General features: G+C 60.8%; 25 protein-coding genes and 1 riboswitch. Of the genes, 13 read left to right on the forward strand and 12 right to left on the reverse strand.

Annotation, left to right across the window (positions count from 1 at the left end):
- Positions 1 to 77: 77 nt before the first annotated feature.
- A complete protein-coding gene (gene alaS / locus FGF54_RS08140) occupies positions 78 to 2,741 on the reverse strand; it encodes an alanine--tRNA ligase (RefSeq protein WP_142779397.1) in 2,664 nt (887 codons plus the stop codon).
- Positions 2,742 to 2,973: 232 nt separating this feature from the next.
- Complete coding sequence (gene recA / locus FGF54_RS08145; RefSeq protein WP_035260734.1) at positions 2,974 to 4,065, reverse strand: recombinase RecA; 1,092 nt, start codon at positions 4,063 to 4,065, stop codon at positions 2,974 to 2,976.
- A 246-nt stretch (positions 4,066 to 4,311) separates the two neighbouring features.
- Here recA and FGF54_RS08150 point away from each other — a divergent pair, with 246 nt between their 5' ends.
- Together FGF54_RS08150 and FGF54_RS08155 are read left to right on the forward strand one after the other, a co-directional pair.
- Positions 4,312 to 5,253 (forward strand): carbohydrate kinase family protein, encoded by a 942-nt coding sequence (locus tag FGF54_RS08150; protein WP_142779398.1) that lies wholly within the window; start codon positions 4,312 to 4,314, stop codon positions 5,251 to 5,253.
- 29 nt (positions 5,254 to 5,282) lie between these two features.
- A complete protein-coding gene (locus FGF54_RS08155; protein ID WP_003525163.1) occupies positions 5,283 to 6,206 on the forward strand; it encodes a pseudouridine-5'-phosphate glycosidase in 924 nt (307 codons plus the stop codon).
- A gap of 287 nt (positions 6,207 to 6,493) precedes the next feature.
- Here FGF54_RS08155 and FGF54_RS08160 read toward each other — a convergent pair whose 3' ends face one another.
- On the reverse strand, positions 6,494 to 8,749 hold the full coding sequence (locus FGF54_RS08160) for an OmpA family protein (RefSeq protein ID WP_142779399.1): 2,256 nt from the start codon (positions 8,747 to 8,749) through the stop codon (positions 6,494 to 6,496).
- Here FGF54_RS08160 and FGF54_RS27185 point away from each other — a divergent pair.
- The 6 genes from FGF54_RS27185 to FGF54_RS08190 all read left to right on the forward strand — a co-directional run bounded on the left by FGF54_RS27185 (position 8,733) and on the right by FGF54_RS08190 (position 12,946).
- Positions 8,733 to 8,972, forward strand: coding sequence for a hypothetical protein (locus FGF54_RS27185; protein ID WP_168208036.1), 240 nt, complete (start codon positions 8,733 to 8,735; stop codon positions 8,970 to 8,972). The genes FGF54_RS08160 and FGF54_RS27185 overlap by 17 nt on opposite strands.
- 113 nt (positions 8,973 to 9,085) lie before the next feature.
- Entirely contained in the window at positions 9,086 to 9,859 is a 774-nt protein-coding gene (locus tag FGF54_RS08170; RefSeq protein ID WP_142779400.1) for an ABC transporter substrate-binding protein, read from the forward strand.
- A 112-nt stretch (positions 9,860 to 9,971) separates the two neighbouring features.
- Positions 9,972 to 10,775 carry an ABC transporter permease gene (locus FGF54_RS08175; protein ID WP_059760406.1) on the forward strand — a complete coding sequence of 268 codons (804 nt, stop codon included), beginning with the start codon at positions 9,972 to 9,974 and terminating at the stop codon, positions 10,773 to 10,775.
- The gene (locus FGF54_RS08180; RefSeq protein ID WP_065655921.1) at positions 10,772 to 11,602 is read left to right on the forward strand and encodes an ABC transporter permease; all 831 of its coding nucleotides are present in this window, start codon (positions 10,772 to 10,774) and stop codon (positions 11,600 to 11,602) included. The genes FGF54_RS08175 and FGF54_RS08180 overlap by 4 nt, the downstream gene beginning before the upstream one ends.
- Positions 11,603 to 11,770: 168 nt before the next feature.
- Positions 11,771 to 12,037, forward strand: a complete 267-nt coding sequence (locus FGF54_RS08185) for an usg protein (protein ID WP_003522173.1) — start codon at positions 11,771 to 11,773, stop codon at positions 12,035 to 12,037.
- An 84-nt stretch (positions 12,038 to 12,121) separates the two neighbouring features.
- Positions 12,122 to 12,946, forward strand: a complete 825-nt coding sequence (locus FGF54_RS08190; protein ID WP_065655920.1) for a class I SAM-dependent methyltransferase — start codon at positions 12,122 to 12,124, stop codon at positions 12,944 to 12,946.
- A gap of 162 nt (positions 12,947 to 13,108) precedes the next feature.
- Here the strand turns inward: FGF54_RS08190 and FGF54_RS08195 are convergent, their stop codons facing one another.
- The 4 genes from FGF54_RS08195 to FGF54_RS08210 all read right to left on the reverse strand — a co-directional run bounded on the left by FGF54_RS08195 (position 13,109) and on the right by FGF54_RS08210 (position 16,150).
- Positions 13,109 to 14,074, reverse strand: coding sequence for an aliphatic sulfonate ABC transporter substrate-binding protein (locus FGF54_RS08195; RefSeq protein WP_142779401.1), 966 nt, complete (start codon positions 14,072 to 14,074; stop codon positions 13,109 to 13,111).
- Positions 14,075 to 14,360: 286 nt separating this feature from the next.
- Positions 14,361 to 14,849: an Lrp/AsnC family transcriptional regulator gene (locus FGF54_RS08200; RefSeq protein WP_003507846.1), complete on the reverse strand. Its 489-nt coding sequence runs from the start codon at positions 14,847 to 14,849 to the stop codon at positions 14,361 to 14,363.
- Positions 14,850 to 14,919: 70 nt separating this feature from the next.
- Entirely contained in the window at positions 14,920 to 15,564 is a 645-nt protein-coding gene (locus FGF54_RS08205; protein ID WP_168208037.1) for a uracil-DNA glycosylase family protein, read from the reverse strand.
- A complete protein-coding gene (locus FGF54_RS08210; protein WP_142779402.1) occupies positions 15,557 to 16,150 on the reverse strand; it encodes a thermonuclease family protein in 594 nt (197 codons plus the stop codon). The genes FGF54_RS08205 and FGF54_RS08210 overlap by 8 nt, the downstream gene beginning before the upstream one ends.
- Before the next feature lie 108 nt (positions 16,151 to 16,258).
- On the opposite strand from FGF54_RS08210, the gene pdhS2 reads away from it, so the two are divergent.
- Positions 16,259 to 17,794: a two-component system sensor histidine kinase PdhS2 gene (gene pdhS2, locus FGF54_RS08215; RefSeq protein WP_142779403.1), complete on the forward strand. Its 1,536-nt coding sequence runs from the start codon at positions 16,259 to 16,261 to the stop codon at positions 17,792 to 17,794.
- 61 nt (positions 17,795 to 17,855) lie between these two features.
- Here the strand turns inward: pdhS2 and FGF54_RS08220 are convergent, their stop codons facing one another.
- Complete coding sequence (locus FGF54_RS08220; RefSeq protein ID WP_142779404.1) at positions 17,856 to 18,260, reverse strand: diacylglycerol kinase; 405 nt, start codon at positions 18,258 to 18,260, stop codon at positions 17,856 to 17,858.
- An 8-nt stretch (positions 18,261 to 18,268) separates the two neighbouring features.
- Entirely contained in the window at positions 18,269 to 19,303 is a 1,035-nt protein-coding gene (cobT, locus tag FGF54_RS08225) for a nicotinate-nucleotide--dimethylbenzimidazole phosphoribosyltransferase (protein ID WP_142779405.1), read from the reverse strand.
- A gap of 152 nt (positions 19,304 to 19,455) precedes the next feature.
- Here cobT and FGF54_RS08230 point away from each other — a divergent pair, with 152 nt between their 5' ends.
- Genes FGF54_RS08230 through FGF54_RS08240 form a run of 3 tightly spaced genes read left to right on the forward strand, consistent with a single transcriptional unit; the run spans position 19,456 to position 21,156 of the window.
- On the forward strand, positions 19,456 to 20,241 hold the full coding sequence (locus FGF54_RS08230) for an adenosylcobinamide-GDP ribazoletransferase (RefSeq protein WP_142779406.1): 786 nt from the start codon (positions 19,456 to 19,458) through the stop codon (positions 20,239 to 20,241).
- Positions 20,242 to 20,260: 19 nt separating this feature from the next.
- A complete protein-coding gene (locus FGF54_RS08235; RefSeq protein ID WP_035262220.1) occupies positions 20,261 to 20,452 on the forward strand; it encodes a DUF1289 domain-containing protein in 192 nt (63 codons plus the stop codon).
- Positions 20,449 to 21,156, forward strand: coding sequence for a TIGR02281 family clan AA aspartic protease (locus FGF54_RS08240; protein ID WP_003522163.1), 708 nt, complete (start codon positions 20,449 to 20,451; stop codon positions 21,154 to 21,156). The genes FGF54_RS08235 and FGF54_RS08240 overlap by 4 nt, the downstream gene beginning before the upstream one ends.
- A 267-nt stretch (positions 21,157 to 21,423) precedes the next feature.
- On the opposite strand, the gene FGF54_RS08245 is transcribed toward FGF54_RS08240, so the two are convergent.
- A complete protein-coding gene (locus tag FGF54_RS08245; protein WP_125146930.1) occupies positions 21,424 to 22,026 on the reverse strand; it encodes a hypothetical protein in 603 nt (200 codons plus the stop codon).
- A 291-nt stretch (positions 22,027 to 22,317) separates the two neighbouring features.
- A riboswitch (FMN riboswitch) is annotated at positions 22,318 to 22,468 on the forward strand.
- 120 nt (positions 22,469 to 22,588) lie between these two features.
- On the opposite strand from FGF54_RS08245, the gene ribB reads away from it, so the two are divergent.
- Positions 22,589 to 23,230 (forward strand): 3,4-dihydroxy-2-butanone-4-phosphate synthase, encoded by a 642-nt coding sequence (gene ribB / locus FGF54_RS08250; RefSeq protein ID WP_142779407.1) that lies wholly within the window; start codon positions 22,589 to 22,591, stop codon positions 23,228 to 23,230.
- Between the two features lie 273 nt (positions 23,231 to 23,503).
- On the opposite strand, the gene FGF54_RS08255 is transcribed toward ribB, so the two are convergent.
- Positions 23,504 to 24,292 (reverse strand): SDR family oxidoreductase, encoded by a 789-nt coding sequence (locus tag FGF54_RS08255; RefSeq protein ID WP_065115987.1) that lies wholly within the window; start codon positions 24,290 to 24,292, stop codon positions 23,504 to 23,506.
- A 14-nt stretch (positions 24,293 to 24,306) separates the two neighbouring features.
- Complete coding sequence (locus FGF54_RS08260; RefSeq protein WP_142779408.1) at positions 24,307 to 25,785, reverse strand: sugar ABC transporter ATP-binding protein; 1,479 nt, start codon at positions 25,783 to 25,785, stop codon at positions 24,307 to 24,309.
- Positions 25,786 to 25,827: the final 42 nt, after the last annotated feature.

The following is a 25,827-nucleotide window of genomic DNA, read 5'->3' on the forward strand; positions in this document are numbered from 1 at the left end:
CAACCGTTCATGCACAGGAAGGCTTGAGCCGGAATCAAAAGGGCGGGGTAAACCCCGCCCTTTTCAATTTACACTGACTAGGCCGCCAGGGCCGCTGCCACCGCTTCGATGGCATCCTGCGCCTTGGCGCCATCAGGGCCGCCGGCCTGCGCCATGTCAGGGCGACCGCCGCCGCCCTTGCCCCCGAGTGCGGCAGATGCGGTGCGGACGATATCAACGGCGCTGAAACGGGCCGTCAGATCTTCGGTCACGGCCGCAACGGCGCTTGCCTTGCCGTCTTCGGAAACGGCGATCAGAAGCACGACGCCGGAGCCAAGATTGGCCTTGGCCTCATCGGCAAGACCCTTGAGATCTTTCGCGTCGATGCCGGACATGGATTTCGCCAGGAAATTGACGCCGGCAACCTGCTTGACATCGCTTGCGCCGGCATCGGCCGAACCGCCGCCCATGGCGAGTTTGCGGCGCGCATCAGCAAGCTCGCGCTCCAGCTTCTTGCGTTCGTCGAGCAGCCCTTCAACGCGCGACAGCACGTCGCCCGGCTGGACCTTCAGCGACGAGGCGAGTGCCTTCACGCGTTCATCCTGTTCGGAGAGATAAGCAAGCGCGCCCTGACCCGTTACGGCTTCGAGGCGGCGCACACCCGCACCGACGGCGCTTTCGCCGAGAATGCGGATGAGACCGATCTGGCCGGTGGCGCCCACATGCGTGCCGCCGCAAAGCTCGACGGAGTAAGGACGGTTGGCTTTTGCGCCATGCAGGCCGGTGCCCATGGAGACAACCCGAACTTCATCGCCGTATTTTTCGCCGAACAGCGCCATGGCGCCTTCGGCAATGGCGTCGTCCACACTCATCAGGCGGGTGACAACCGGCGAGTTCTGCAGCACGATTTCGTTCGCCATCTCTTCGACGACCTTCAGCTCCTCGGCCGACATCGGCTTCGGATGCGAAACGTCGAAACGCAGGCGCTCGGGCGCAACCAGCGAACCCTTCTGGGCAACGTGGGTGCCGAGCACTTCGCGCAGCGCCTCATGCAGCAGGTGGGTTGCGGAATGGTTGGCGCGCAGGCGCGAGCGGCGGTCGTGATCGACCGTCAGCTGAACGGCATCGCCCACCTTCAGGCCGCCCTTGGAAACGGTGCCCATGTGGACGAACAGGCCTTCGCCGCGCTTCTGGGTGTCGGAAACGGCAAAGGCGCCATTATCGCCGGTGATGACGCCGGTATCGCCCATCTGGCCGCCGGACTCGCCATAAAAAGGCGTCTGGTTGACGACGACCTGCACGGTCTCACCATCCACAGCGCTCTCAACGGCCTTGCCGTCCTTGACGATCGCCAGGATGACGCCTTCGGCGGTTTCCGTGTCGTAACCAAGGAACTCGGTCGCGCCGAGCTTTTCCTTGAGCTCGAACCAGACGGTCTCGGTCGCCTTGTCGCCGGAACCGGCCCAGTGCGAGCGGGCTTCCGCCTTCTGGCGCTCCATCGCATCGGTGAAGCCGGAAATATCGACGCCGATTTCGCGGGCGCGCAGCGCATCCTGCGTCAGGTCGAGCGGGAAACCGTAGGTGTCATAAAGCTTGAAGGCGGTTTCGCCATCCAGCATATCGCCCTTGTGCAGCGTCGAGGTGGCGTCGGAGAGCAGCGACAGGCCGCGTTCCAGCGTCTTGCGGAAACGGGTTTCCTCAAGCTTCAGCGTCTCGGAAATCAGCGCCTCGGCACGGACCAGTTCCGGATAGGCACGACCCATCTGCTGCACCAGCGCCGGCAGCAGCTTGTAGATCAGCGGCTCGCGCGCGCCGAGAAGTTCGGCATGGCGCATGGCGCGGCGCATGATGCGGCGCAGAACATAACCACGGCCCTCATTGGACGGCAGAACGCCATCGGCGATCAGGAAGGCGGACGAACGCAGATGGTCGGCGATGACGCGGTGGCTGGCGCGCTTTTCGCCTTCGGCCGGAACGCCGGTCGCTTCCACGGAAGCGGCAATCAGCGCGCGGAACAGGTCCGTATCGTAATTGTCATGCTTGCCCTGCAGCAGCGCCGAAATGCGCTCAAGCCCCATGCCGGTGTCGATTGACGGACGCGGCAGGTCGATGCGCTCTTCCTTCGTCAGCTGCTCATATTGCATGAAGACGAGGTTCCAGATTTCGATGAAACGGTCGCCATCTTCTTCCGGCGAGCCGGGCGGGCCGCCCCAGATATGATCGCCATGATCGTAGAAGATTTCCGAACAGGGGCCGCAGGGGCCGGTATCGCCCATCGCCCAGAAATTGTCGCTGGTCGGAATGCGGATGATACGGTCGTCAGAGAAACCGGCGATCTTCTTCCAAAGGTTAAAGGCCTCGTCGTCGGTATGGTAAACGGTGACCAGCAGACGATTGCGGTCGATGCCGAATTCCTTGGTGATCAGGTTCCAGGCATGGGTGATCGCTTCTTCCTTGAAATAATCGCCGAAGGAGAAATTGCCGAGCATTTCGAAGAAGGTGTGATGACGGGCGGTATAACCGACATTGTCGAGGTCGTTATGCTTACCGCCGGCGCGCACGCATTTCTGCGCCGAAGCGGCCGTGGAATAGGGACGGCTTTCAAGACCGGTGAAGACGTTCTTGAACTGCACCATGCCGGCATTGGTGAACATCAGTGTCGGATCGTTGCGCGGCACCAGCGGGCTGGAGGGCACGATCTCGTGTCCGTTCTTCTTGAAGTAGTCGAGAAAGGTCGACCGAATTTCATTCACACCGCTCATGCCCACACACCGCTCACAGCTGGAGTCCATCATTGCCATCGGGAACGATGGCTTTATTGCAAAATCACTGGCTTTTATCGTTCGCATCCTGCCCTGTCCAGCCATGGAGGCGAAGCAAGACATATAGGCAAATAAAAAGGGCCACGCGAAGAAAAATCGCACGACCCTTTTTTGATCTATACCAGTTCGGCAAAGTCTGCGGGCGGCAATGCCCGAGCCTTCACGGAAGGTGTCAGCCGTCGTCGGAGCCGTCGTCGCCTTCGCCGGCGTCCGGCCCGCCATTCTGCAGGAAGCGGTCAGCGATCAGGCCCGCATTCTGGCGCAGCGCCAGTTCGATTTCATTGGCCGTTTCCGGATTGTCGCGCAGGAATATCTTGGCGTTTTCACGCCCCTGCCCCAGACGCTGGCTATTATAGGAGAACCATGCACCGGACTTCTCGACGATGCCGGCCTTCACGCCGAGATCGACAAGCTCACCGGTCTTGGAAACGCCTTCGCCATACATGATGTCGAATTCCACCTGCTTGAAGGGCGGCGCCATCTTGTTCTTGACGACCTTCACACGCGTCTGGTTGCCGACAACCTCTTCGCGCTCCTTGACGGCGCCGATACGGCGGATGTCGAGACGAACGGACGCATAGAACTTCAGTGCGTTACCGCCCGTCGTCGTTTCCGGCGAACCGAACATGACGCCGATCTTCATACGGATCTGGTTGATGAAGATCACCATGCACTTCGACTTGGAGATCGACGCCGTCAGCTTGCGCAGCGCCTGGCTCATCAAACGCGCTTGAAGACCCGGCAGGCTGTCGCCCATTTCACCTTCGATTTCCGCCCGCGGCGTCAGCGCCGCAACGGAGTCGACGACCAGCACGTCAACCGCGCCGGAACGCACCAGCGTATCGGTGATTTCCAGCGCCTGCTCGCCCGTATCCGGCTGCGAGATCAGAAGGCCCTGCAAATCCACACCGAGCTTGCGGGCATAGACCGGATCGAGCGCATGTTCGGCGTCGACGAAGGCGCAGATGCCGCCCTTCTTCTGCGCTTCGGCAATGGTCTGCAATGCCAGCGTCGTCTTGCCCGAGCTTTCCGGGCCATAAATTTCAATGATGCGCCCCTTCGGCAGACCGCCGATGCCGAGCGCGATATCCAGGCTGAGCGAACCCGTCGAAACGGTCTCCACTTCAACCACGTTTTCATTGGAACCGAGCTTCATGATCGATCCCTTGCCGAACGACCGTTCGATCTGGGAGAGCGCCGCTTCCAGTGCCTTGCTTTTATCCACCGATTTATCCTCTACGAGACGCAAAGAATTTTGTGCCATCCGAACCACCTTTAGGTTATTGAAGCCGCACAGGCAATGAAGCAGTATGGAAACGGTATGTACTCTATTTGTTCTCATTTCGCAAGGCTGAGCCAGCATATTGAAAACAAATAGCGATAAGTCGTTTGTTCTGCTTTCGTTTTTCCGTGCCTGGCCCATGGCCGCAAACCGGATGCGAGGTCAGGAAGACGTCAGTTTAGGCCGAATCGTCCGGTCTTTCCATCCGCCAAAGAGGGAAACGCAAGCGTGAAGAAAATACTCGTTCTGGGCGGCGCGCATATCGACAGGCGCGGCATGATCGAGACTGAGACGGCGCCCGGCGCGAGCAACCCCGGCTCCTGGATGGAAGAGGCAGGCGGCGGCGGTTTCAATGCCGCGCGCAATCTTTCCCGCCTCGGTTTTCAGGTCCGCGTCATCGCCCCGCGCGGCGGCGACGTCACCGGTGAGGCGGTGGCGGAGGCCGCAAGGCAGGCGGGCGTGGAAGACACACCCTTCACCTTCCTGGACCGCCGCACGCCAAGCTACACCGCCATTCTGGAGCGTGACGGCAATCTCGTCATCGCGCTTGCCGATATGGACCTCTACAAGCTCTTCACCCCGCGCCGCCTAAAGATACGCGCCGTTCGCGAGGCGATCACGGCGAGCGACATCCTGCTCTGCGACGCCAATCTGCCGGAAGACACGCTGACGGCGCTCGGCCTCGTCGCCCGCGCCTGCGAAAAGCCGCTTGCGGCCATCGCCATATCCCCCGCCAAGGCGGTGAAGCTGAAAGCGGCGCTCGGCGATATCGACATCCTCTTCATGAACGAGGCGGAAGCCCGCGCCTTGACCGGCGAGACGGCGGCCAATGTCCGCGACTGGCCCGACATCCTGCGCAAGGCCGGGCTTGCCGGCGGCGTCGTTACCCGCGGCGCAAGCGAGGTGGTGGCCTTCAGCAGGACGGAAACGGCGATCCTCCACCCGCCCCTCATCCGCGAGGTGAAGGACGTGACCGGCGCGGGCGACGCCATGGCGTCGGGTTATCTCGCCGCCATCGCCGAGGGAAAGACGATTGCTGAAGCGTTGAGGCAAGGCGCGGCGGCAGCGGCCATCACCGTGCAATCGCCCTTCGCCACCTCCCAGGATCTATCAAAAGACAGTGTCGAAGCCATGTTGGGGCTTGTTCCCCAGGCTGAAATGCTGGCATGAACCCGCTTTTAAAAACTGGAACAGATGAAATGACCCGCCCTATCTCCCCGCTCCTGCCCATCGTCTATTCTCAGGAAGTCGCCGCCGCCAAGCAGCGCGGTGCGCCGATCGTGGCGCTTGAATCGACCATCATCACCCACGGCATGCCCTATCCCGGCAATATCGAAATGGCGGAAAGCGTCGAACAGATCATCCGCGATCAGGGTGCGGTTCCGGCCACCATCGCGGTCATTCACGGCACCCTGCATATCGGCCTTGAGAAAGACCAGCTCGAGGCGCTGGCCCAGACCACCGACGCCATGAAGGTCTCGCGCGCCGATATCGCCTTCGCGATCGCCGAGCGCCGCACCGGCGCCACCACGGTGGCCGCCACCATGATCGCCGCCGCCCGCGCCGGCATCCGCGTTTTCGCCACCGGCGGCATCGGCGGTGTGCACAAGGGCGCGGAAGAGACCTTCGACATCTCCGCCGATCTGACCGAGCTTGCGAAGACCGGCGTGATCGTCGTCTGCGCCGGCGCCAAGGCCATTCTCGATATTCCGAAGACGCTCGAGGTTCTCGAAACCAATGGCGTACCGGTCGTCACTTTCGGCTCGGAAGAATTCCCGGCTTTCTGGTCGCGCTCCTCTGGTCTGCCGAGCCCGCTCTCGCTCAACAGCCCGGCGGCAATCGCCAATTTCCAGACAACCCGCGAACAGCTGGGTATCGAGGGCGGCATGCTGGTGGCCAATCCCGTGCCGGAAGAGGACGAAATTCCGCGCGAGGAGATGGAAATCTACATCAACCGCGCCATCTCCCACGCCGAGCGCGACGATATCACCGGCAAGGAAGTCACCCCCTACCTGCTTGGCGACATCTTCCGCCTGACGGATGGCCGCAGCCTGGAAACCAATATCGCGCTGGTGCGCAACAATGCGCAGCTGGCTGCGGAAATCGCGGTGGCTCTGAACTAGCCGCCGGGGTTGGGATCATCCTCAAGTTTGCGGGTGACGGCAGGGTTCGAAAACCTCTCCTCCGTCATGCCGGACTAGATCCGGCATCCAGCCACGGCGCGTCTGCGCCGTGAAAGAGTCTTTCGTGATCAAGGACTTGATCACGCTGGACCCCGGATCTGGTCCGGGGTGACGGATTGCGGATGATCCAGCTTTGCCAAACGCCTCGGCGCTGGGGACATCGTAAGCAACAAAAAAGGCCCGGAGAGCTTGCGCTTCCGGGCCTTTGTTTTTCCTGTCGAACCCGATCAGTTCTGGGCGACCGGCTTCACCAGCGGCGTCACGCGGCGGATGGTGACGCGGCGGTTCTGCTGTTCCGGGCCGAGCGTCTGGACCTTCAGATAACGCTCGCCATAGCCTTGCGTCGCGAGGTTTTCCGGCGGAATGCCGTAAACATCGGTCAAGACATTGGCGACGGAAGCGGCGCGCTCGTCGGAAAGCACGAGGTTGCTTTCATCCGAGCCGACGGCGTCGGTATGGCCCTCGATCAGGAAGGTTTCACCCGGGTTCTTGTCCAGCGCCTTGTTGATCGCATCCGCCACCTTGCGCAGCGAACGGGCCTGCGTCATCGGAATTTCGGCGCTGCCGGTGGCGAAGGTGATGGTATCGAGGTCGATACGGCGCACCTTGTCGCGGATACGGGCCGAATAACGCACTTCATCCAGCGAATAGACACGCTCCACCGGCTCGACCGGCGGCTGTTCCAGGAAGCGGTAATAATCGCGGTCCGGATCGCTCGAGGTGTCGATGATGTAGTCCGTCACGGGAATGCGCAGGCGCATCGGCGGCAGGTCGAGGCCCGGATCGCGATAGACGTAATCGCGGTCGGGATCTTCCATCAGCTCCGGTGCATAGAACAGCACATATTCGCGGCCGCGATCGTCGATGCGCGAGCGCTGGATCACGTCGCCATATCGGTTGCGGATCGTCACCACCTGCGTTCCGTCACGACGCTCCACGGTTTCGCGGACACGGCCGCCGGGCAGACGCTCGTAATAGGGCTCGCCGCCATCGCGGATGAAGCGCTGGTTGTCGTCGCCGCGCACCACGACACGGTCGCCGAATTGCAGGATGATCGGCGCATCGCGGTCACGGTCACGCGGGCGGCCTTCGCGCGGCTGCCATTCGCGCACGCCTTCCGGCCGCTCATATTGCGGGCGGCGGTCGACACGCTCGCCCTGCTGCGAGGTGATGGCTTCCATCTTGACGGGCGGCGGCGGGGCCTTGCCTTCGGCGGCGCCGGCGCGCTGCGCTTCGGCGTCGGAGGTCGGGACCTTCACGTCACCCGCCTGTTCGCGTTCACGACGGCGCTCCTCGCGGGTCTGGCGGTTGCCGGAGCGTTCCACTTCCTTGTCGCTGTCGAGAACGGCAGCGCCCTTGTCGACCGGCAGAATGACGGTATCGGCGGTCTTGGACGGGTCCTTGGCGATTGCCTTGGCCTTGTCCAGTTCCTCCTTCGTCATCGGCGGCGCTTCCGTCTGCGGAACAGCGACCTGATTGGGAACGGGTTCACCAGCCGGCGCCTGTCCGGTTGTCGTACCGCTCGGCGGCGGCGTCGGCGCGCCTGGCAGCGGGGCTGCGGGTTCGGTTCTGCCCTGGCCCTCTACCGGCGGCTGTTCCGAAGGCTGACGGCCCGGTGCGGGGTTTGGCTGGGCTTCAGGTGCCGGCGGACGCGCGGGCGTCGGCGCTTCGGTCGGAACCGGTGCTTCCTTCGCGGCAGGCTCGGGGGCGGCCGGCTTTTTCTCCGGAACGGCTTTTTCGGCCGGCTCGGCTTTCTGTTCCGGGGCCTTTTCCTCTACCGGCGGCTTTTTGGCGGGTGCCGGTTCGCGGGGCTTGGCCGGCTCACCGGCATTTTCAGGGCGTGCTGCGGGCTCCTGTTCGGCGGCAGGTTCCTTCGCGCGCTCCTTGCGGGGACGCTCGGGACGCTGCTCGCCCTCACCTGCGGGCTGTTCGGCCCGTTCCGGCTTGCGCGGACGTTCCTTCGGCTGCTCTTCGGCAGGTGCGGCTTCGGGTGCGGCCTCGCGCTGGCGTGCGGGGCGCTGTTCGCCCTCGCCCTGCGGCTCCTGCGCGCGTTCGGGTTTGCGGGGACGCTCCTGCGGCTGCTCGGCCGGCGCGGGCTCCGGGCGGGCCTCGCGCTGCTGCTGTGGTTCCCGCTGGGGTTCGGGTTGCGGCTCAGGGCGCGGTTCGGCAGGCGCAGCTTCGCGCTTGGGCTCCGGTTCACGCTGCGGCTCGGGCGCACGCTCCTGTCGTTGCGGCTCGGCCTGCGGCTGCTCCTCTTCGGCCTGCTTGCGACGCTTGCGCAGTTCCTCTTCCGGGTTCGGTTCTTCCGGCTGCGCCTGCGCCAGTATAACCGGGCCGGTCGCAGCATCGCCGGGAAGCGCCTGCGACACGGGCGTCTGCGCCCGCGCAGCACCGGCAAAACCGGCCGCGGCCGGCTCCACCGCAATCGCCAGCGACATGAGGGGGAAAACCACCCCCGTCAGCAATGTGTTCTTCTTCAGCATCGGTGTTTCCTCATCTGCCATTATTGGTCGCCAGTCTTGCGACATCTTGATTCCGGCTGCGCGTGCAGGCGCTGGTCAACGCCTCGCACAGGCTTCGGTTCCCATGATGGACAAAGCCTTCTGTACCGGAAATGAACAGATCAAGGCGTTTTCGTGGAAGCTCTGCGGCACAATCGCGATCACTAATATTGCAGTTGCATTTTTTGACCAACCGGATGAATAATCGCATCCGCGCTGAAGGCTACAGGCGGCATCATCCGCTGCGCCCTGCGCCCATGGCGTCCGCACTGAAAACAACAACAGACCGCGGATGAACGACCAAAAGAGAGGATCGAAATGCCTATTTCCACCCGTCTGCTCGCAGCCGTATCGATTGCCGCCATCTCGCTGTTTTCCGGCGCAGCCCTCGCGCAGGACAAGATCGTCATCGGCACCGAAGGCGCCTATCCGCCCTTCAACAATCTCGAAGCCGACGGCACGCTGACCGGCTTCGACATCGACATCGCCAAGGCGCTGTGCGAACAAATGAAGGCCGAATGCACCTTCGTCACCAATGACTGGGACGGCATCATTCCCGCCCTTCAGGCCAAGAAGTTCGACGCCATCATCGCGTCCATGTCGATCACGCCCGAGCGTCTCGAGAAGGTCGACTTCTCCAAGAAATATTACAACACCCCGCCGGCCATCGCCGTGCCGAAGGATTCGCCGATCAAGTCCGTCGAGGATCTCAAGGGCAAGTCGCTCGGCGCGCAGGGTTCCACCACCCACTCCAACTATGCCGAAAAGCATTTCCCCGATGCCGACGTGAAGATGTATCCGACCGCCGACGAATATAAGCTCGACATCGCCAATGGCCGTATCGACGCCGTCATCGACGATATCGTCGTTCTGTCGGAATGGCTGAAGACGGATGCGGGCGCCTGCTGCAAGATCCTGACGCCGCTTCCGGTCGATGTCGAGATCAACGGCAATGGCGCGGGCGTCGCCGTCCGCAAGGGTGACACGGCGCTTGCCGACAAGTTCACCGCCGCCATCGCCGGCATTCGCGCCAGCGGCAAGTATCAGGAGATCAACAAAAAATACTTCGATTTCGACGTTTACGGCGAGTAAGCCCGTTCGATCTGTTGAAATCTCGTGGCGGAAGGCTTGCCCTTCCGCCATTTTTGTTTGAAAACGTCACGATAACAATCACGGCGGCTTAAGACCGCAGGGGAAAATTGGCATGAGCGGAGCATTTTCCGCCATAGGTGCGTTCTGGACCTATGTCTCGACACTTCTCGATCCCTTTTGCGGGCCGGTCGGTCTCTTCTCGCTTTTCGGAAACGGCACCCTGGTCGCCTGCGGCGATGCGGGCTGGGGCGATGAAATCGCCTTCGGCGTCAAGGTCACCATCTCGCTGGCGCTCGCCACCCTGCCCGTCGGGCTGCTGATCGGTTTTCTCATCGCGCTCGCCGCGCAATCGGAAGAAAAATCGCTGCGGCTGGCGACCGGCATCTACACCACCATCTTCCGCGGCCTGCCGGAACTGCTGACGCTTTTCATCGTCTATTACGGCATCCAGATGCTGCTGCAATCGGTGGCCGGTTATGTCGGCATCACCGGTCCGGTCGAGATCAACGCCTTCGTGGCGGGCATGGTGGCGCTGTCCGTGGTGTTTTCGTCCTATGCGTCCGAAGTGCTGCTCTCCGCCTTCAAGGCCATACCGAAGGGGCAATATGAGGCAGGCGCGGCACTGGGGCTTTCGCGGGGCCGCACCATGGTGCTCATCATCATTCCGCAGCTGGTCAGGATCGCCCTTCCCGGCATGACCAATCTCTGGGTCATCCTGCTCAAAGACACCTCTTACGTCTCGATCATCGGCCTTGCCGATATCGTTCGCCAGACCGGCATCGCCGCCCGCGTCAGCAAGGAAGCCTTCTTCTTCTACAGCATCGCCTGCCTGCTCTACCTCATCCTCGCGCTGCTTTCCTCCATCGGCATCGGCTTCATCGATCGCTGGTCGCGCAAGTCGGAGGTAAGCCGATGAGCCATATTCAGGAACTCATTCCCCCCCGCCCCGCCCCGGCCGTTGCGGAAAAGCCGCTCAATATTTCGCGCATCGTCGGCATCGCCGTCATCACGCTCTGGCTGCTGCTCGCCGCCGGGCTGATCTTCGCCATGATCGAGGGCTGGGACTGGGACAAATTCCAGCGTTACGGGCCGCGCTATATCGACGGTCTCATCACCACCATCACCCTCGTCGGCAGTTCGATCATTCTCGGCGCCATTCTTTCCGTGCCGATCGCCTTCGGCCGCATGTCGGAAAACCGCATCATCGGCGCGCTGGCCTATGCCTATGTCTACGTCTTCCGCAGCACGCCGCTTTTGGCGCAGCTTTTCCTGATCTATTACGGCCTCGGCAGTTTCCGCCAGGGGCTGGAAACCGTCGGCCTGTGGTGGTTCTTCCGCGAGGCCTGGTATTGCGGCCTGTTGTCGCTCACCCTCAACACCGCCGCCTATCAGGCCGAAATCCTGCGCGGCGCGATCCGCAGCGTGCCGCGCGGCCAGCATGAGGGCGCCGCCTCGCTCGGCCTGTCGAAACTCGTCACCTTCCGCAAGATCATCCTGCCCCAGGCGCTCATCGTGGCGCTGCGTCCCTATGGCAACGAAATCATCCTGATGATCAAGGGTTCGGCGGTGGTCTCCATCGTCACGGTCTTCGACCTGATGGGCCAGACCCGCTACGCCTTTTCCCGCACCTTCGATTATCAGGCCTATCTGTGGGCCGCGATCTTTTACCTGACGATCGTCGAAACGCTACGGCATGTCTGGGCATGGCTGGAAGCCCGCCTGACCCGGCATCTCAAGCGCTAGTCGCAACGTTGGCAGCACTCATCAATGAAGGCTGCCAACATTTTGAAAAATATAAATATTTTGTGACAACCCATGTCTTTGGCAAGCTTGGATTAACCATGACGTGTTCCCATATTCGATACAGCGGTAACGCTGTGATCGGCAATCATGGAAACGGGAACCGCCGTCATGAACAAGGACATGGAAATGATGCTGAGAGGCTACGGCCTCACCACCGCCCAGATATTTTATCGCCTGCCGGATCATCCGCTGGTTCTCCAGACCTATGTCTGGCAGGACTATGATCTTGCCCCGGACTTCCCTGAGATGCATGGCTTCCTCAAATTCTGGAAGGAAAAGCTCGACGGACCGCTGCATTCCGTCCGCTACGTGCACCGGCAGGTCATCTCGGCGCAGGAATGGCGCGCGCTCAAGGGGGAGTTCATCATCCACTGAGCCGTCGCACCACATAAACATTGCGCCCGCCCCCGATGCGGCTTACAGCAAACCTCAACTGAAGATGCTGACGGATAAGGCACGATGACGAAGAACCAGAAAATCGACGAAGAGGCGCTTGCCGAAGCCTATAACCGCGCGCTCGCGCTTGAAAAAGCCGGCGATGTGGACGCAGCGGTGAAGGCCTATGAAGAGGTTCTGGCCATCGATCCCGACGATCACGGCGGAGCGGCCGTTCGCATCGCCGCCATGGGCCGGGGCGAAACCCCGCCAAAGGCGCCCGACGCCTATGTCGAAACCCTGTTCGACCAGCACGCCGAAGCTTTCGAGGATATTCTTGTCGAACAGCTCGGTTACGCTGTGCCGATGATGGTGCGCCAGCGGCTGCAGACGCTGAACCTCGGCCCGTTCAAGCGCCTGCTCGATCTCGGCTGCGGCACCGGCCTTACCGGTGAAGCGCTGCGCGACATGGCCGACGATATCACCGGCATCGATATTTCGGAAAACATGGTCGAAATCGCCCATGAGAAGGACCTCTACGAGACGCTCTACGTCGCCGAAGCCGAGGATTTTCTCGAGGATAATGACGACGAGCCTTTCGACATCATCACCGCCACCGATGTGCTGCCCTATCTCGGCGCGCTGGAGCCGCTGTTTTTCGGCGCCGCCGAAAACCTCAATGCCGGCGGCCTGCTGATCTTCTCGTCGGAAACCCTGCCCGAAGAAACCCTGGCCGGACGCCCCTATATGGTCGGCCCGCACCAGCGTTTCGCCCATGCGGAAACCTATGTCCGCGAAAGACTCGCCGCGACCGGTTTCGAGGTTCTCGAAGTGACCGACATCAACGTGCGCATGCAGGACGGCAATCCGACACCCGGCCATCTGGTGATTGCCAAGCTCAAGGGCTGATGCCGCTTCGGCATCGTCGCAGACGTTGCGGCAGATTTCTTCTCCCCGCCGGGGAGAAGAAACAAGCGGGACATGCTCGCCCTACGTATAAGGAACATTGCTGAATCAACCTCTCAGCAACACCCGCCAGCGGGTTGAAGAGACTCACCTTTTCCGACCCGCTCAGCTCGCCTTCGGCCGCCAGACGATATCCGCCACGTTGAGTTTCTTCGGCACGATCTTCAGGTCGTAGAACTCATCCGCAAGCGCCTGCTGATAGGCGATGGCCTCATCCGGAACCAGCGAAACCCGCCCGAGATTGGCGCCCGGGCGTGTCAGCGAGACCTTGGTGACATCCTCGGGAACGCCGGTGATCGACGCCAGCGACTTTGCCGTTGCATCGATATTGGCCTGCGCTTTCGCACCCACATTCGCCAGCTCCTTGAGGATCAGCGGCACGAGATCGGGATTGGCCTCCACGAAATCGCCATTGGCAAGGAAATAGCTCCACGGATCGACGATGCCTTCGGCGGTCGAGAGAACCCGTGTCGTCGGCTCTTTTTCCGCCACGGCGAAATAGGGATCCCAGATCGACCAGGCATCGATGCTGCCGCTGCGGAAGGCGGCGGCCGCATCCGGCGGGGCAAGATCGACCGGCGTAATGTCGTTCAACGTCAACCCTGCCTTTCGCAACGCCTTGACGGTGACATTATGGGCGCTGGAGCCGCGCTTGAAGGCGACCTTTCTGCCTTTCAGGTCTTCCAGCGTCTTCAGCGGCGAATCCTTCTGCACGAGGATGGCCGATCCGCCGGCCGCCGCTTTGTAAGTGCCCACATAACGCAGACTACCGCCCGCAGCCTGCGCGAAAAGCGGCGGCACATCGCCGGTCGGGCCGATATCCAGCGCGCCGGCACCCAGCGCTTCGAGAAGCGGCGGCCCGGAAGAGAATTCCGACCATTTGACCTCGATGCCGCGATCCTTCAGCAGCGCTTCGAGCGCGCCCTGGCTTTTCGCGAGCGCTATCACGCCATTCTTCTGCCAGCCAATCCGCAATGTGGTGGTTGCGGCACTCGCCCGCCGGATATGCGGCAGAAACACCGCCCCGGTCGCACCTGCAATCAGTCCCAATGTTCCGCGTCGTGTAAGCATATGGATATCCCTCGCTATTCCATCCTTCGACAGCAAAAGCGTAGATATTCGAGAGATTTTATCAAAATCGTAGTTTGCGCGGAGACAGCGCCGGGAGAATTGAATGTGCGAATTTGCCACGATGGGCGGAATAGAATTGTCGTGCCCCGGCGGCGGCTACCGGGATGGACCTTCCGGCTGGATCAGCCCCTGACGGGCCAGATCGACGGGAAAAACGACCCGCAAATGAAAATGCCCTCCCCGGCAACCGGAAAGGGCATTGGTCAAAAAACTGACCGGCGGCGGATCACTCCTCGCCGGATTTCGGATTGTCCAGCAGCATGTAATCGAGCGGCAGCTCGGTCGTATATTTGATCTGCTCCATCGCGAAGGCGGAGGACACGTCGCGAATTTCGATCTTGGCGATCATGCGCTTGTAGAAGGCGTCATAGGCCGCGATATCAGGCACGACGACGCGCAGCAGATAATCGACATCGCCGCTCATGCGGTAAAATTCGACGACTTCCGGAAACTCGGAAACCACCTCGGAGAAACGCTTCAGCCATTCGATGGAATGGGAGGCAGTGCGGATGGAGACGAAAACCGTGACCTTGGTGTTGACCTTGACCGGATCGAGCAGCGCCACGCGCCGGCGAATAACGCCGTCTTCCTCCATCTTCTGGATACGCCGCCAACAGGGCGTCGTGGAAAGGCCGACCTTTTTCGCCAGATCGGCAACGGCCAGCGTGGAATCCTCTTGCAGAATGCGCAAAATCTTACGGTCTAGGCGATCCAATGCGTCTATCCTCCTGAATTAATTTCCTTTCAATACACTAATTTTTGCAGAAAAACAGAAAATTGTTTCACTAAAGCCGCATTTCCACATGTTGTCGCAGAACCGGCAGCAGTTCCTCCGTGAACCATGGGTTCTTTTTCAGCCAGCCGGTATTGCGCCAGCTTGGATGCGGCAGGGGAAAAATGCCGGGGCCGGAATTGGCATGGAGAAAGCCGCGCCAGTCCTGCACCGTTGCCGTCATGGTCTTGCGCCGCCTTTCACCCAGATGAAAAGCCTGTGCATATTGGCCAATGGCGAGGATCAGCTCCACCTGCGGCATCGCCATTATTACCCGCTCACGCCATTGCGGCGCGCATTCGCGCCGGGGCGGCAGGTCGCTGCCCTTGTCGTCATAACCGGGGAAACAGAAGCCCATGGGCACGATGGCGAAACGATCCGGATCGTAGAACGTCTGCCGGTCGACGTTCAGCCATTGGCGCAGCCGGTCACCCGAGGCATCGTTGAACGGCAGCCCTGTTTCATGCACGCGAAGCCCCGGTGCCTGCCCGGCAATCAGGATGCGCGCTTTGGTCGACATGACGACCACCGGCCGGGGTTCGTGCGGCAGGCGATCGGCCATTCCCCTGAGCGGCTTGTCGCGACAGAGACGACAGCCGGCGATTTCGCCGCGCAATACGTCCAGCCCGTCATCACGCACCGGTGCTAGCTCAACCATGATCCCACCCCAGAAGATGACGGACAATGGTGAGGAACCCCGCCGCCGGCGTTTCCATATCCGCGGCACGGTGTTCCCGCCGCCACTGCGACGGTTTCTCGAATTCTCCCGCCCAGATGCCGCGTGCCTGCCTGCGCGCCGCCGCCTGCTCGCTGGAGAACTGGAAATAACCGGATGCGACGGCAAAACCCGCCGACACCATTTCCGATGAGGCATCCCTGCCGCCGGCGGAACAATAAACGAGCAGCCGCCCGTAACGGTCCCTGGAACTGCCGGAACAGGAGAAATCCTCAGCCCCGGCCAGCCTTTGCAGGACACGACGCGCTTCCGCGCCGCACGGCCAGCTTTCGCTGCCGCGCAGGCATGTCTGCGCAAGCTCCGGCGCATCGATGCCAAGCAGTCGGAAACGTTCCTCACCCTTCGACAGCGTATCGCCATCGATCACGAAGAAGCGGCCGCTATAGGTTTCGCTGTTGATCTGGTCGAGCTTGGCCGCGATCAGAATACCGAGAAAAACCGTGGCGAGAAAAAGCCCGCCATCGCGAAATGCCGAAAACCGCCTGCCCTTGCCTCCATTTCGTCTCATGTAACAACAAACCCTTGTCAGAAATGGCAAACAAATCCTTTCACGGCAGCATCTTCTTAAGATTTTGCGCGTAGTCTGCAAGGGTTCATGTCACCCTGCGTTGTAACAATGAGTAAAAGCGTCAGCACGTCCACCGACAAGATCATCGTCGACCGGTCGAAAAAGCATCGCAACAAGGCGGTCTTCGACACGGTGAAGACGACGCGTGAACGCCTGCAGCAAGGGGCCGGCGCAAGCGACGCCTATGAACGCGAAATGCTGACCATGCACATCGCCGAAACCCTGCAGGGCGCGATGATCATGCCGCTTTTCATCCTGCTCGCCTCCATCATCGGCCTTTATATCACCCGCGACATCAGCCTGATCATCTGGTCGCTGATTGCGCTGAGCTTCCACGCCTTTTCTCTGCTCTTGGCCAAGCGGGCGGCAAAACAGGAAATCACGGCCGACAATCTTCAGCACTGGAAAAGTCTCTTCCTCGGCATGCAGATCCTCATCGGCTGCGCCTGGGCGATGTTCGCGCTGGCCGAACCGGTGCGCAACAACCCGACGCTCGTGCTTTTCTTCAAGGGCTCGACGCTGCTGATCGCGCTTTCGCTCACCGCCATGGCCAATTTCATGCTGCGGCGGGCGACCTTCATGACCTTTTTGCCGGTGCTGGCGGCTCTCTGCATGACATCGGCCATTTCGCGCAATCCTTTCGATGTCGGTCTCGCGCTGATGTTCGGCATGGCCATACTCTTCTGTCATCGCATCACCAGCCGCCTTTACCAGACCAGCATCAAGCTCCTCTCCTCGCAGACGGAAAAGGATGACCTGATCGCCGAACTCGAAGTCGCGAACTCGGTTTCGGACGAGGCGCGGCGGCGCGCGGAAGAAGCCAATCTGGCGAAATCACGCTTTCTCGCCTCCATGTCGCACGAGCTCAGAACGCCACTCAACGCCATTCTCGGTTTCTCCGAGGTCATGTCATCAGAGGTGCTCGGCCCGCTCAACAATCCGCTTTACAAGGAATATTCCGGCGATATCCATCGCTCCGGCCAGCATCTGCTTGATCTCATCAACGAAATCCTCGACCTGTCGCGCATCGAGGCCGGCCGCTACGACCTGAACGAAGAAGCGATCTCGATGCTGGAAATCGCCGAGGATTGCATCGGCATGATCCAGCTTCGCGCCCGCGCCAAGAACATCAAAATTTCCCAGCAGTTCGAAAACAGCCTGCCGCAGGTCTGGGCCGATGAGAAATCCATCCGCCAGGTCATCCTCAACCTGCTGTCCAACGCCGTGAAATTCACGCCGCAGGGCGGTGAAATCCTCGTGAAAGCCGGCTGGACGGCAGGCGGCGGCCAATATGTCTCGATCAGGGATAACGGCCCCGGCATTCCCGAAGATGAAATTCCCGTGGTGCTGTCCGCCTTTGGTCAGGGATCGATCGCGATCAAGAGCGCCGAACAGGGAACCGGCCTTGGCCTGCCCATCGTTCAGGCCATTCTCGCCAAGCATGACGGTCAGTTCATCCTGAAATCGAAACTGCGCGAGGGCACCGAAGGCATCGCCATCCTGCCGGCCAAACGCGTGCTGCAAAGCCTGCCGGCCGTGGAAGAAACCCACGCCATCCAGCCGCGCCGGCGGTCCTTCGCTTAGGGCATTTCCAGGAAAAGTGGCCCCCGGTTTTCCGTCCGGAAATGCCTTGAGGCTAACAACTTCAGACGAACAGCGTCGTTACCAGCGAATACAGCACGAAAAATCCGTTCGCCATCAACAGGCAGAAGACGGCGAAGGAGCCGAGGTCCTTGGCGTGCCGCCCGACCGAGGAGATTTCCGGTGAAATGCGGTCCACCAGTTCTTCGATGGCGGTATTGAGCGCTTCCACCGAAAACAGAAGCAGCATCAGCACCGTAAAGACGAGAAGATGGGCAAAGGGTGCGCTGACGATCAGAAGCAGGGCAAGCCCGACGCCGAAGGCGAGAACCTCATGCCGGAACGCCGCTTCCTGCCACAGCCGGCCAAGCCCCTGCACGGAATAGCGCGCGGCGGCAAAAAGATGCCGCCAGCCTTTTTCCTTTCGAAAGGCGGGTTCCGGTTGCTTCTTTTGCGGCGTCACGTCCATCTTCAGCCTCAATGGTCGGTGCGGGAGCTGATGCGGGTGTCGACACCCGCCGCTTCGAATGTCGCCATGCCGGAATGGCAGGCGGCAGCGGCCTTGACGATGCCGGCGGCAAGCGCTGCCCCCGTGCCTTCGCCGAGCCGCATGCCAAGCGCCAGAAGCGGCGTCTTGCCGAGCTTTTCGATGGCGGCCAGATGCCCGGGCTCACCCGAGACATGGCCGATCAGGCAATGGTCGAGCGCCGCAGGATTGGCGGCCTTGAGGAGAGCGGCAGCGGCCGTCGCCACATAACCGTCGATCAGCACGGGAATGCGCTGCACGCGGGCAGCAAGGATGGCGCCGGCAATCGCTGCGATCTCGCGTCCGCCGAGACGGCGCATGATCTCCAGCGGATCGGACAGATGATCCTTGTGGAACTCCACCGCTGCTTTCACCGCCGCGATCTTGCGGGCCATGACTTCGCCTTCCGAACCGGTCCCCGGACCGGTCCATTCTTCCGCGGTGCCGCCATAAAGCGCGAGATTGATCGCCGCCGCAATCGTGGTGTTGCCGATACCCATTTCGCCGACGCAGAGAAGATCGGTTCCGCCGGCAATCGCTTCCATGCCGAAGGCCATGGTGGCGGCGCAGTCGCGCTCGGAAAGCGCCGGCTCGCAGGTGATGTCGCCGGTCGGGTAATCGAGCGCCAGATCGAAAATTTTCAGGCCAAGATCGTTTGCAACGCAGATCTGGTTAATCGCCGCACCGCCTGCCGCGAAATTTTCCACCATCTGCTGGGTAACGGATGTCGGATAGGGCGTAACGCCGTGCCGGGTAACGCCATGATTGCCGGCGAAGATCGCCACCAGCGGACGGGTGACGGCCGGAGAACGGCCGGTCCAGGCAGCCAGCCACATGGCGATTTCTTCGAGACGTCCGAGCGAACCGGCAGGCTTGGTCAGCTGCGCATTGCGCTCCTTGGCCGCCACAAGCGCGTGCGTATCCGGGCCGGGAAGCTCGCGCAGCAGCGCGCGGAAATCGTCGAAGGGCAATCCGCTCATGCTCATGATATCTGTCTTTCTCGTCGTCGGGTTGGCTGTCGCATCGGCTCATGCGTCCGGAACTTGTTTTTTCCGGCAAATCGGTCTTTGTTGCGCCTCTCATAATCGCGGATGCGCCGCGGAACAACCGGAAATGCAGCGACTGCAACGGAGAGAGCATGAAGGCCGGGGATTTTATAACAGATGTCATGCATTCCCTCGCCTTTCTGAGCCGCCTGCCCGTTCCCTCGCAGTTTTTCGATGATGCCGACGGCGTGTCGATGCGCCGCACCGCCCGCGCCTTTCCCGCCGCCGGCCTGCTGATCGCCCTGCCCGCCGCTTTCCTTATTGTGGTTTTCGCAGCCTTCGACGCCTCTCCGCAGCTCACCGGCTGGCTCGTCATCGGCCTGACGGCGCTCATCACCGGCGCGCTGCACGAAGACGGCCTGGCCGACATGGCCGACGGTTTCGGCAGCGGCAAGGAGAAGGCCCGCATGCTTGAGATCATGAAGGACAGCCGCATCGGCAGCTATGGCACGATTGCCATGATCCTGTCCTTTGCGCTTCGCGCCACCGCACTCGCCTCGCTCATCGAGACGCTGCCGGCAAAGACCGCCGCCGCCGCCCTGATCGCCGCGCTTGTCCTGAGCCGCGCCCTGATGGTGTGGCACTGGCAATCCCTGCCCGCCGCCAAAACCTCCGGCATCGCCGCCGGCGCCGGTCAGCCGGGCTCAAGCGAGCGCAACATCGCGCTGGTGATCGGGTTGCTGCTTTTCACACTCTTCACGCTGCACGCGCTGCCGCTTCTGTCGATTGCACTCGTGCTGGCGGCAGCCTTTCTGGCGGCCGTGCTTTTCGGCAGACTCTGCGACAGGAAGATCGGCGGCCATACCGGCGACACCATCGGCGCCTGCCAGCAGATCACGGAGATCGTGATTCTCGTCGCCCTTGCCCTTGCGACGTGACGGCCTGATATAAATCATCATGGAAACACCCTGCATCCATATCTGCCGCCTCGATGAAACCAGCAGCCTCTGCATCGGCTGCGGGCGGACGCTGGATGAAATCGGCGGCTGGGCGGGGTATAGCGACGAGAAGCGCCGCGAAATCATGCGGTTGCTGCCGCAAAGACTGGCAAACCTGCCCGAGACCGCCAAGGAGACGCATACCGCATGAACAGGCTGACCATCGTTCTCCTCCTGCTGGCCGTCGGCCTTGGCCTGCTTCTCATCAATCACGACGGCGGCCGAACGCTCGGCATCGACAATGATCAATTCGCCCACGTGCTTTATCTTCTGCCCATTGCCGGTCTATTATCGGCCGGCATCCTGGCGGGAAGACGCGGCAGCCTCAGTACCGTCATCCGCCAGCTCGCCGTCTGGCTCGTCATCATTCTCGGCCTCGTCTCGCTCTATCTCTATCGCTACGACCTGCAATCCTTCGGAGACCGGCTGCTGGGCGGCCTGATGCCCGGCCGCGCCGTGGTGGTGACGACGGCTGGCGGCGAACAGGAAATCGTCCTGCATAAATCGATGAGCGGCCATTTCGAAGCGAATGTCGGCGTCGAGGGCAAGACGATCCACATGCTGGTCGATACCGGTGCAAGTTCCGTGGTGCTCGCCAATGCGGATGCGACCGCAATTGGCATCGACACCGCAAATCTCCGCTATACCGTACCGGTGATGACCGCGAATGGCCGCACGGCGGCAGCCCCCGTTACCCTGTCGGAAATCAGCATTGGCCCGATCATGCGACGCAACATCCCCGCCCTCGTCGCCCAGGATGGCCAATTGGGCCAAAGCCTGCTCGGCATGAGCTTCCTGTCGACGCTCGGTTCGCTGCAGATGCAGACCGATGAATTGCGGTTGCGGGACCGATAAGCTCCTCTCGGAGAAGGCGTCTTATCTTGCTATCAAACGCCCCCATCACAATATACGTGAAGTAACGAGGAAAGGGGTGGTCGACGTTGACCCGCTGAAGCAGTGGATTATCTCGAAAAATACCGTCAATTCGGCAAATCATTGACAGGCCGCACTGACCATGAGACAAGATTACATATTCAACGCAGGAGTTCTCAACATGATCGGTCCAGATCCTATCCTACTTTGATCTAAACGTCTTTCCACTGTGAGAAGCGAAGCGTCGAACTATGGTTTCGGCGCTTTTTGGTTTTTTGAGATGCCCGGCGAACGGATTTTTCGCTTTAGTTTGTATCCCCTGTATTTTCCTTCCATTGTCTGCAAAAGCTTCTCGCCGGTTTTCTTTGCCTCTTCCGCGTGCTCGTAGAGGCTGCGAATGGCGCTCTCCCGACCCTCGAGTGAAATATTGGTGAAACTCTTACGGTATATTCCATCTATCTTGGCGCGGATTTTATCCAGAACACCATAGAAATAGACCACATCTCCAATATACTCTCTTCCAGTGGCCGATATGGAATCGATATTCTTCAGATAGAAATGTGTGTGACGTGCATCTGTAATATGCGGGACGAAATCCTTGTTTTCCTTGATGCGCTCCCTGAACGTCACATAGGAAATAGGTGCCGCAAGGAAGATCGCCATATCGGCTGTATTAAAGTCGATTTCCGCATACAGGGATCGAATAAATTTCTCTTTTTCTCGCGATTTTTTCCAGAATCCTACGCCCACCGCTACAAATTGTCCAAGTATCCACAGCGTGAAGGCTGTGGAAGCCGCGACCAACGCGGCGAGCAATTGCGGGCTTTCAGATATTTGCTGCGTCGCTGACATGCAACAATTCCCTTAAATATAAGAAAATACATATTGTAATAACGACAATATAAAAATCATAAGATTCCAATATTAACAACATAAATACGATACTTCAGATGGCGAGCGGGCCACGATTTGCGCCGCCAATATCAAATCGGTCTCGATGGAAAAACACGGTAGGAACTCGACCTAAAATAGGCGGAACTAAAATGCTCATAGATACGCCTTTCCGAGAGATTTCTTTCTGCCCGGCCCCCGCCCAACGAACCATTGCCCCTTGATTCCTTCCCATTTGATAATTTATGTTGGTTCCGTTCTCAGGGCGGGGTGCAATTCCCCACCGGCGGTATCGGGATTTTTCCCGGAGCCCGCGAGCGCTTCCGGTCTCCAAAGCCGGAAGGTCAGCAGATCCGGTGAGAGGCCGGAGCCGACGGTATAGTCCGGATGGAAGAGGACAAGGCATAGGACGCCTGCGCGTGAGCGGGCTTCGCATTGCATTGTTCGCCCAAGGGATATTTGGCGCTTCTCGAAGCGCGAAAATGCCGCAAAACGGCATAACCCTTGAAAGGCTTGAAAGAAAATGACCATTGCTAAAATTGAAGACGCCATCGAAGCCATTTCCCGTGGCGAGATGGTGATTGTGGTTGACGACGAAGACCGCGAAAATGAAGGCGATATCATCGCCGCCTCCTACAGCATCACCCCACAGCAGATCGCCTTCATGATGAACCATGCGCGCGGGCTGATCTGCGTCGCCATGCCGGGCGAGCGTCTCGATGCGCTCGACATTCCGCTGATGGTGTCGCGCAATACCGAATCCCTCAAGACGGCCTTCACCGTCTCGGTGGACTATATTCCGGGCACCACCACCGGCATTTCCGCCGCCGACCGCGCAAAGACCGTGCGCGCGCTGGTATCGGAAGAATCGCGCCCGGAAGATTTCGCCCGGCCCGGCCACATCTTCCCGCTGCGCGCCAACCCGCAGGGCGTTCTCGGCCGCACCGGCCACACCGAAGCGGCCGTGGACCTTTGCCGCCTCGCCGGCAAATATCCCTGTGGCACCATCTGTGAAGTCGCCAATGACGATGGCACCATGGCCCGCCTGCCCCAGCTCGAAGTCTTCGCCGAACGCCACGGCCTGCTGGTCGTGACGATCAAGGACCTTGTTGCTTACCTCAAGGGCGAGATTGTCGAGGAAGTGGTGCAGAAGCAGGTTGCGTGAGCTGCTGATCGTGGTGTGAATACGAAAACGCCCGGCGCAAGCCGGGCGTGATGCTTGTGAAACCGTCTGGCTTCTCCTCTTCCGTCATGCCGGACTAGATCCGGCATCCAGCCACGGCGCGTCTGCGCCGTGAGAAGAGTCTTTTGTGATCAAAGACTTGATCGCACTGGACCCCGGATCAAGTCCGGGTGACGGAGGGAAAAAGCCGCGTCAACCTGGCCCATAGGTCTGGCGCGCCCTATCGTCCACCTCAGCGCTACCGCGTCGAAAACCCTACCAGCAGCAGAAACCGCCATCCACCAGCAGATCCACGCCCGTCACGAAGCTTGCCGCATCAGACAGCAGGAAGATCGCCGGGCCGACCATTTCATCCACACCCGCCATGCGCTGCATCGGCGTCTGCTCTTCGAACAGCTTCGTCTGGTGCACCATTTCCGGCCGCGTATTCATCGGAGTCGCCGTGTAACCCGGCGAGATGGTGTTAACGCGGATGCCGCGACCCACCCACTCCATTGCCATGGATTTCGACATGTGGATGACGCCAGCCTTCGAGGCATTATAGTGGCACTGCATTAGCCCGCGATTGACGATGACACCCGACATGGAGGCAATGTTGACGATTGCGCCGCGTCCGTTCTTCAGCATGGCATTGGCTTCCGCCTGGCAGGAGAGGAAAACGCCCTTCAGGTTGATATCCATCATCGTCTGGAACTGGCTTTCCTCCATTTCCTCGGCAGGATTGGCATTGGCGATGCCGGCCGCATTGACGGCGAGCGACAGCGCGCCAAGCTCGGCCTCAGTACGCGCAACCGCTTCAGTCAATGCCTGCTTGCTGGTGACGTCAGCCGCAATCTGGATCGACTTGCGCCCAGCCTTGGCGATGAAATCCGCCGTCTGCGCCAGACCGTCATCGGTGCGGCGATCGAGCAGCGCGACATTGGCGCCGGATTGTGCGAGCCCCATGGCGATCCGCTGGCCGATGCCGGAACCGGCGCCGGTGACGAGCGCCACCTGGCCGGAAAGATCGAACAGTTTCGGCGCGTTGAGCGTAATGGTGGACATCTCTGTTTCCTTCTTCAAATGGTTGCCAGTTCCATGACCGAGACGTCGTTCGCTTCGTCGCGGTTGAGGATGCCGGCCTGTTTTCCCTGCGCGAGCACGAGGATGCGGTTCGAAACGCCCAGCACCTCTTCCAGATCGGAACTGACGACGATGACGGCCACGCCGCTTTTCGCCAGACCGACAATGATATCGTAAATGCCCGCCCGCGCGCCGACATCGATGCCGCGGGTCGGCTCGTCCAGCACCACCACGCGCGGATTGCGGGCAAGCCATTTGGCAATGACCACCTTCTGCTGGTTGCCACCGGAAAGATCGGACGCCGGCTGTTCGCTGCGGCCCTTCACCCCGAATTTGGCAATAGCCTCCCTGGTAAAGGCGCGCTTGATGCGTGGCGTGATCCAGCCGGTGCCGACGCGGTCGAGATTGGCATAGATCAGGTTTTCGCCGATCTCGTGCTCCACCACCAGCCCCTGCAATTTGCGGTCTTCCGGCACCATGACGATGCCCTTGGCAATCGCATCCGCCGGGCTTTTCAGCGTCAGCACCTTACCATCCAGCAGAACCTCACCCGCACTCGTCAGATCGGCGCCGGAAATGGCCCGCACCAGTTCGGTGCGTCCCGCCCCGATCAGACCGGCAATACCGAGGATTTCACCCGCGCGGACGCCGAAGCTGATGTCGCGGAAAGCATTGTCCGCGCCGGTCAGCCCCTTCACTTCCAGCACCATCTTGTCCTGCGGCTCCGGCAGCGTCGGAAACAGGCGCTCCAGCGAGCGGCCGACCATGCTTTCGACGATGGTGCGCACCGGTGTCGCGCTATCGGCAAATTCATGCACCCGTTCGCCGTCGCGCAACACGACGATGCGGTCGGTGATCTGTTTGATCTCTTCCATGCGGTGGGAAATATAGATGATGCCTACGCCCTCGGCGCGCAGCTTGCGCACCTGCTCGAACAGCGCCTGCGTTTCCGCGCCGCCGAGTGCCGCCGTCGGCTCGTCGAGGATCAGAAGTTTGGCGTCCAGCGCCAGCGCCTTGGCGATTTCGATCAGCTGCTGATTGGCGGTCGAAAGGCCGGCCACCTTGCGGGTTGCGGGAATGTGGAGGTTGAGGCGCGCCAATTGCTGCTGGGCTCTGCGCACCATCTCGGCGCGGTCGACAACGCCGTTTTTCATCGGCCAGCGGCCAATGAACACGTTTTCGGCGATGGAAAGCTCCGGCAGAAGCTTCAATTCCTGATGGATGAGGACGATGCCCTTGTCGATCGCCTCTCGCGGCGAAGACGGTGCATAGGGCTGCCCGAGCCATGTCATCGTGCCTTCGGACGGCTCACGCGAACCGGCGATGATGCCTGACAGCGTGGATTTGCCCGCACCGTTTTCACCCAGCAGGGCCACCACTTCGCCGGGATAAACATCGAGATCGACGTTCTTCAGAACCTCGAGCGGGCCGTAACGTTTGCTGATGCCACGGAGCGAAAGAACCGGCTCGCGCATGACGGGACCTCCCAGGACATGATCGCGGCGGAGATACGCCAC

This window comes from Agrobacterium sp. T29, from assembly GCF_006970545.1.
GTDB lineage: Bacteria > Pseudomonadota > Alphaproteobacteria > Rhizobiales > Rhizobiaceae > Agrobacterium > Agrobacterium leguminum.